We start from the raw sequence: 6,968 nt of genomic DNA, 5'->3' as shown, positions 1-6,968 counted from the left end.
GGTCGACTTGAGGATCGCCTTTTCGCTCTTCAGCGTGGTGAGGCCGGAGGCCGGCTCGGAGCCGGTGCGGCCGTTCTGCGGCCCCGGTTCCACCGAAGCACCCTTGCCGGCGTCATAGAGATCAATGATTTCAGCCAGGCGTTCCGGCGTCAGATCCTCGAACGTGTCCTTGAAGATCATGACCATCGGCGCGTTGACGCAGGCGCCAAGGCATTCGACCTCTTCCCAGGACAAGGTGCCCTTGTCGTTGGCGTGGAACTGGTCGTGATGGATTTTGGAGCGGCACACATCCATCAGCGCTTCCGAACCGCGCAGCATGCAGGGCGTGGTGCCGCAGACCTGGATATGCGCACGCGTGCCGACCGGATTCAACTGGTACTGCGTGTAGAAGGTCGCGACTTCGAGCCCGCGGATACGCGGCATGCCGAGCATGTCGGAAATCGTCTCGATGGCCGCCTTCGTCACCCAGCCTTCCTGCTCCTGCGCTATCATCAGCAAGGGAATGATGGCCGACTGCTCACGGCCCTTCGGGTACTTCTTGATCCATTGCTTCGCCGCAGCCGCGTTCGCCCGGTTGAAGGCGAAGGATGCTGGCTGGACGCTGGCTTCTGCGAGACGGCGGACTGACATTTAGCGATCGACCTCACCAAACACGATGTCGAGGGAGCCGAGAACGGCGGTGACGTCGGCCAGCATGTGGCCGCGGCAGAGGAAATCCATCGCCTGCAGATGCGCGAAACCCGGCGCGCGCAGCTTGCAGCGGTAGGGCTTGTTGGAGCCGTCGGAAACGAGATAGACGCCGAATTCGCCCTTCGGCGCCTCGACCGCGGCGTAAACCTCGCCGGCCGGCACGCGATAACCCTCGGTGTAGAGCTTGAAGTGATGGATCAGCGCTTCCATCGAGCGCTTCATCGCCTGGCGCTTGGGCGGCACCACCTTGCCGTCGAGGTTCGACACCGGCCCGGTGCTTTCCTTGCCGAGCAGGAGATCGACGCACTGGCGCATGATCTTCGCAGACTGGCGCATTTCTTCCATGCGCACGAGGTACCGGTCGAAGCAGTCGCCGTTCTTGCCGATCGGAATGTCGAAATCCATTTCCGAATAGCATTCATAGGGTTGCGACTTGCGCAGGTCCCAGGCAGCACCCGAACCGCGCACCATCACGCCCGAAAAACCCCAGGCCCAGGCATCGGCCAGCGAGACGATGCCGATGTCGACATTGCGCTGCTTGAAGATGCGGTTGCCGGTCAGCAGCTGATCGAGGTCGTCGATCGACTTCAGGAACGGGTCGATCCACTTGCCGATGTCCTCGACCAGTTTCTGCGGCAGGTCCTGGTGGACGCCGCCGGGGCGGAAATAGGCGGCATGCATGCGCGAACCGGAGGCGCGCTCATAGAACACCATCAGCTTTTCGCGCTCGACGAAGCCCCATAGCGGCGGCGTCAGCGCGCCGACGTCCATCGCCTGCGTCGTCACATTGAGGATGTGCGACATGATGCGGCCGATTTCGCAGTAGAGAACGCGGATCAGCTGGCCGCGCTTCGGCACTTCGATGCCGAGCAGGCGCTCGGCGGCGAGCGCGAAGGCGTGCTCCTGGTTCATCGGCGCGCAATAGTCGAGCCGGTCGAGATAGGGAATCGCCTGCAGGTAGGTTTTGGCCTCGATCAGCTTTTCGGTGCCGCGATGCAAGAGCCCGATATGCGGATCGACGCGATCGACGACTTCGCCGTCCAGCTCCAGCACAAGGCGCAAAACGCCGTGCGCCGCAGGGTGTTGCGGGCCGAAATTGATGTTGAAGTTGCGGACGGAGGTTTCAGCCATTTACTGCTTTGCCTTCTCGTCACCCGGCAGGACGTAATCCGTACCTTCCCACGGGGACAAAAAATCGAAATTGCGGAATTCCTGCTTGAGCTCGACCGGCTCATAGATAACGCGCTTGGCCTCATCGTCGTAGCGCACCTCGACGAAGCCGGTCAGCGGGAAATCCTTGCGCAGCGGATGGCCTTCGAAACCATAGTCTGTCAACAGGCGGCGCAGATCGGGATGGCCCGAGAACAGCACGCCGTAGAGATCATAGGTCTCGCGCTCGAACCAGTCGGCGCCGGGGAACACGCCGGTGATCGACGGCACCATGGTTTCCTCGTCGGCCTGCACCTTGACGCGGATGCGCACATTCTGCTTCGGCGACAACAGATGATAGACGACGTCGAAACGCTTGGCCCGCGACGGATAGTCGGCGCCGCAGACGTCGATGATCGAGATGAACTGGCAGCGCGCATCGTCGCGCAGGAAGGTCATCACCTCGACCAGATCGCGCGGCTCGACATGGATGGTGAGTTCGCCATAGGCGATATCAGCCTCGTTCACGCGGCCGATCAGCTTCTCGCCGAGATAGTTCGACAGTTCGCTCAGGGATGCGGTCATGGATTTACCGTTCGATCGTGCCGGTGCGGCGGATCTTCTTCTGCAAGAGAAGAATGCCGTAGAGCAGCGCTTCGGCGCTCGGCGGGCAGCCGGGCACATAGATATCGACGGGCACGATGCGGTCGCAGCCGCGCACCACCGAATAGGAGTAGTGGTAGTAGCCGCCGCCATTGGCGCAGGAGCCCATCGAGATGACGTAGCGCGGTTCCGGCATCTGGTCGTAGACCTTGCGCAGCGCCGGCGCCATCTTGTTGGTCAGCGTGCCGGCGACGATCATGATGTCGGACTGGCGCGGGGACGCGCGCGGCGCGACACCGAACCGCTCCGAATCATAGCGCGGCATCGAGGTGTGGATCATTTCGACCGCGCAACAGGCGAGGCCGAAGGTCATGAACATCAGCGACCCGCTGCGCGCCCAGGTGATGAGCGCCTCGGTCGAAGTGACCAAAAAGCCCTTGTCGGCCAACTCGTTGTTGATCTCGAGGAAGAAGGGATCGTCCTCCCCCACCGGCCTGCCGGTGTTGGGATCGATAATACCCTTGGGCTTCGGCGCGACGAGGGTGCCTGAACTGTCGTTCAATCCCATTCCAGCGCTCCTTTTTTCCATTCATAGGCAAAGCCGATGGTCAGCACCGCCAAAAACACCATCATCGACCAGAAACCGAGCATGCCGATCTTCGAAAACGACACCGCCCACGGAAACAGGAAGGCCACTTCCAGGTCGAAGATGATGAACAGGATCGACACCAGGTAGAAACGGATGTCGAACTTCATGCGGGCGTCGTCGAACGAGTTGAAACCGCACTCGTAGGCGGAAAGCTTTTCGGGATCGGGATTGCGGTAGGCCACCAGGAAGGGCGCGGCCAGCAGCGCCAGGCCGACAACCAGCGCCACGCCTATGAACAGGACGATGGGCAGGTATGAGCTCAAGAGTGCGTTCATGCTCGGCTTTCCGTTGGCGCAATCCACTTTGATTACAGCACCGGACCCTAATGCGGAAGCGTGACAGTTTAACCGCTGAACCGTTTTAAGGGCCTATGCTGCAACGCGGCGAGGGTTAGCGCAGCACTTCCAGCGAAGCAAGTCAAACCTTGTTCAAAACACCGACCTGGACGGCATATCGCGGCAAACTGGTCCGATCCGCTCCTGTTTGATTTCCTTCGCTTTTTACTCCACTTTTCTCTCCTGACATGGATGCAGCCAAAACCCTGCTAGCATGGGTTGGAATCAGCCATTCGACCCTCGGTCAAACACTTCAAAGTGATGCCTGCATGAAGGAAAAGATCTCGCTCCCCACGGCCCGTCGCATCGCGCTTGCCGCCCAGGGGTTTCTCGATCCCCGCCCGACCGGCACGCCCGACCGCCGGCATTTTGCCCGCACCCTCTCCCGCACCGGCCTGCTGCAGATCGATTCCGTCAGCGCGGTGGTGCGCGCTCATTATATGCCGCTCTATTCGCGCCTTGGTCCCTACCCGTTCTCGCTGCTCGACAACGCGGCCGTGACGCGTAAGCGCACGGTTTTCGAATACTGGGCGCACGAGGCGTCCTTCCTGCCGGTCGAGACCTACCCGCTGATGCGCTGGCGCATGCAGCGCGCCGAGCGCGGCGACGAAATGTATCTGGGCCTCGCCAAATGGGGCCGCGAGCACGCCGCCTATATCGAAGAGATTTACCGCCAGGTCGCCGAGCGCGGCCCGATTGCCGCTTCCGCGCTCGAAGGCCAGAAAGGCTCGGGCGGCTGGTGGGGCTGGAGCCACGCCAAGCATGCCTTCGAATGGCTGTTCTGGGCCGGACGCATCACCACGGCGCACCGTCGCGGGTTCGAGCGCTTCTATGATCTGCCCGAGCGCGTGCTGCCGCAGGCGGTCCTCGACCTCCCAGTGCCCACGCCTGAGGACGCGCACCGCGAATTGCTGCGCATTTCCGCCCGCGCCCACGGCGTGGCGACTTCAGGCGATTTGCGCGATTATTTCCGCCTGTCGCCGGCCGATATGAAAGGCCGGTTGGAGGAACTGGTTGAAACCGGCGAATTGCTGCCGATGCGCGTCGAAGGCTGGGACAAGCCGGCCTATCTTCACCGGGATGCCCGCCTGCCGCGCAAAGTCGAGGCCCGCGCCCTGCTGGCGCCGTTCGATCCTGTCGTCTTCGAACGCTCGCGCACAGAGCGGCTGTTCGACTTCCACTACCGCATCGAGATCTACACGCCGGCCGACAAGCGGCAATACGGCTACTATGTCCTGCCGTTCCTGCTCGGCGACAGGATCGTGGCACGCGTCGACCTCAAGGCAGATCGTCCGGCCAGCGTGCTGCGGGTCCATGCGGCCTACGCCGAGCCCAAGGCGTCACCTGAAACCGCTGCAGAACTGTTCGAGGAATTGAAGCAGCTGCAGGGCTGGCTCGCGCTCGCACGCATGGAAGTGACCCCGGCCGGCGATTTGGGTCCGGCGCTGGCCGACATCGCCATGTCGTAAGCTCGCGTTGACACCGCCGCTCGCAAAAGCCTAAATCCGGTTCAGATGGTCTCTTGCCCGCAACGGCAAGAGCTAAGAGGGAATGCGGTGCGGGGCAAAATCCCAAATCCGCGGCTGTCCCCGCAACTGTAAGCGAAGAGCCAAGGCCGAAAGCCACTGGGAGTTCCCGGGAAGGCGGCTACCCAAGGCGATGACCCGCGAGCCAGGAGACCTGCCGTCTGCGACTTTAGAATCCGATCGCCCGGCGGGTTTCCGGGCAAGGAGCCCGATCTTTGGACCACGACAGCAGTTTTTCGGCTGGCACAGCGGATATTTCGTCCGGCCATGATGATGCCTTGGCCGGCGTCACCATCATTGTCTGCGCCTCCTGCCGCAATGAGACCGGCTCCGACGCCCATCCCCGCGCCGGCGAATTGCTGGCGGAGGATACGCGCCGCGCCGCATCTGGCGACGACATCCGCATCCGCAGCGTCGAATGCCTTGGCAATTGCAAGCGGCGCCTCAGCGCCGCCATCCTGCGCGACGGCTGCTGGAGCTATGTCTTTGGCGACCTGACCGAGACCAGCGGCGCCGACCTCGTCACCGGAGCCAAGCTTTTCGCCACCTCGACCGACGGTCTCATTCCCTGGCGTGGCCGTCCCGATAGCCTGAAGCGCGGCCTCGTTGCCCGCATCCCTCCCCTCGACATGCTGAAGGACTGACCATGACTGCCCCAGATTCGCCTGCGAACCTCTCCCGCGTTCCCTGCACCGTCGTCACCGGCTTCCTCGGCGCCGGCAAGACGACGCTGGTCCGCCATCTCCTGGAAAACGCCGGCGGCAAGCGCATTGCCATCATCGTCAACGAATTCGGCGACATCGGCATTGACGGCGAGATCCTGAAGGGCTGCGGCATCGACACCTGTCCGGAGGAAAATATCGTCGAACTGGCCAATGGCTGCATCTGCTGCACCGTCGCCGACGATTTCGTCCCGGCGCTCGACCGTATTCTCGCGCTGACGCCGAGGGTCGACCACATCCTGATCGAGACATCGGGCCTGGCGCTGCCCAAGCCGCTGGTCCAGGCCTTTCAATGGCCGAGCGTGAAGAGCCGCGTCACAGTCGACGGCGTCATCGCCGTGGTCGACGGGCCGGCATTGGCCGAGGGCCGCGTCGCCAACGACATGGACGCCCTGCAGGCGCAGCGCGCCGGGGACGAGACGCTCGACCATGACGATCCGGTGGAAGAAGTGTTCGAGGACCAGATCGCCTGTGCCGACCTGATCATCCTGTCGAAAAGCGACCTGATGGACGCCGCCGGTACCGCCCGCGCCAACGCCATCATTGGCGAACACTCCGCCCGCGCGGTGAAGATCGTGCCGACGTCGCATGGCAAGGTCGATCCCTCGGTGCTGCTCGGGCTCGGTCTGGCCGTCGAGGACGACATCGAAAACCGCAAGTCCCACCATGACGGCGCGTTCGACCATGAGCATGACGACTTCGACACCTTCATTGTCGACATTGCCTCGATCGCCAATCCCGATGAACTGGCGAAGCGCGTCGCCACCGTCGCCGAAGAAGAGAACGTGCTGCGCGTAAAAGGCTTCGTCGAGGTCGGCGGCAAGCCGATGCGGCTCTTGCTGCAGGCCGTCGGGCCGCGCGTCAATCATTACTATGACCGCGCCTGGACCGCGCAGGACGACCGCCGTTCGCGCCTCGTCGTCATCGGCCTGAAGGGGCTGAACCGCCCGGCGATCGAGCGTATACTCGCCGGCTGATTTCGGACACGGGTCGCGATGCACATCCTCACCACGACATCCGCCTCGCTCGACGACCTCGCCGAGCCGGTCGATCTGCGGCAGACGCCGGCGGATATCGTGGCCCTGTCCTTCACCGACAGCGACCTCGCCGGACTGGCGGCAGCCTGGAAGGCCGATGCCGGCCGCCTGCCCTCGATGCGGCTGGCCGCACTGCGTGACCTGCGCCATCCGATGTCCGTCGACCTCTGGGTCGACAGCGTCGCCCGCCACGCCAAGATCATCCTGGTGCGCATCCTCGGCGGCTACGACTGGTGGCGCTACGGCTGCGACCAGCT

9 protein-coding genes and 1 riboswitch are annotated in these 6,968 nt (G+C 63.1%); of the genes, 4 read left to right on the top strand and 5 right to left on the bottom strand.

What is annotated here, in order from left to right; genetic code table 11:
* The 5 genes from nuoE to EN906_RS17195 all read right to left on the bottom strand — a co-directional run.
* Positions 1-630 (bottom strand): NADH-quinone oxidoreductase subunit NuoE (nuoE, locus tag EN906_RS17215; RefSeq protein WP_127375277.1); only part of this gene is annotated, 630 nt, incomplete at its 3' end.
* Entirely contained in the window at positions 631-1,821 is a 1,191-nt protein-coding gene (locus EN906_RS17210) for an NADH-quinone oxidoreductase subunit D (protein ID WP_127260745.1), read from the bottom strand.
* Positions 1,822-2,424 (bottom strand): NADH-quinone oxidoreductase subunit C, encoded by a 603-nt coding sequence (locus EN906_RS17205; RefSeq protein ID WP_127268493.1) that lies wholly within the window; start codon positions 2,422-2,424, stop codon positions 1,822-1,824.
* Between the two features lie 4 nt (positions 2,425-2,428).
* A complete protein-coding gene (locus tag EN906_RS17200) occupies positions 2,429-3,010 on the bottom strand; it encodes an NADH-quinone oxidoreductase subunit B (RefSeq protein WP_013531090.1) in 582 nt (193 codons plus the stop codon).
* A complete protein-coding gene (locus EN906_RS17195) occupies positions 3,001-3,366 on the bottom strand; it encodes an NADH-quinone oxidoreductase subunit A (RefSeq protein WP_010910112.1) in 366 nt (121 codons plus the stop codon). The genes EN906_RS17200 and EN906_RS17195 overlap by 10 nt, the downstream gene beginning before the upstream one ends.
* Before the next feature lie 329 nt (positions 3,367-3,695).
* Here EN906_RS17195 and EN906_RS17190 point away from each other — a divergent pair, with 329 nt between their 5' ends.
* The 4 genes from EN906_RS17190 to EN906_RS17175 form a co-directional block, all read left to right on the top strand.
* Entirely contained in the window at positions 3,696-4,895 is a 1,200-nt protein-coding gene (locus EN906_RS17190) for a winged helix-turn-helix domain-containing protein (RefSeq protein WP_127375276.1), read from the top strand.
* A 29-nt stretch (positions 4,896-4,924) separates the two neighbouring features.
* A riboswitch (cobalamin riboswitch) is annotated at positions 4,925-5,129 on the top strand.
* Between the two features lie 38 nt (positions 5,130-5,167).
* A complete protein-coding gene (locus EN906_RS17185; protein ID WP_127272623.1) occupies positions 5,168-5,596 on the top strand; it encodes a DUF1636 family protein in 429 nt (142 codons plus the stop codon).
* A gap of 2 nt (positions 5,597-5,598) precedes the next feature.
* On the top strand, positions 5,599-6,651 hold the full coding sequence (cobW, locus tag EN906_RS17180) for a cobalamin biosynthesis protein CobW (protein ID WP_127271613.1): 1,053 nt from the start codon (positions 5,599-5,601) through the stop codon (positions 6,649-6,651).
* A gap of 18 nt (positions 6,652-6,669) precedes the next feature.
* The coding region (locus tag EN906_RS17175; protein WP_164777210.1) for a hypothetical protein at positions 6,670-6,968 on the top strand (299 nt) is incomplete at its 3' end.

It is taken from the genome of Mesorhizobium sp. M7A.F.Ca.CA.004.06.1.1 (genome assembly GCF_003999135.1).
GTDB lineage: Bacteria > Pseudomonadota > Alphaproteobacteria > Rhizobiales > Rhizobiaceae > Mesorhizobium.
This window is presented reverse-complemented; position numbering and strand designations above follow the sequence as displayed.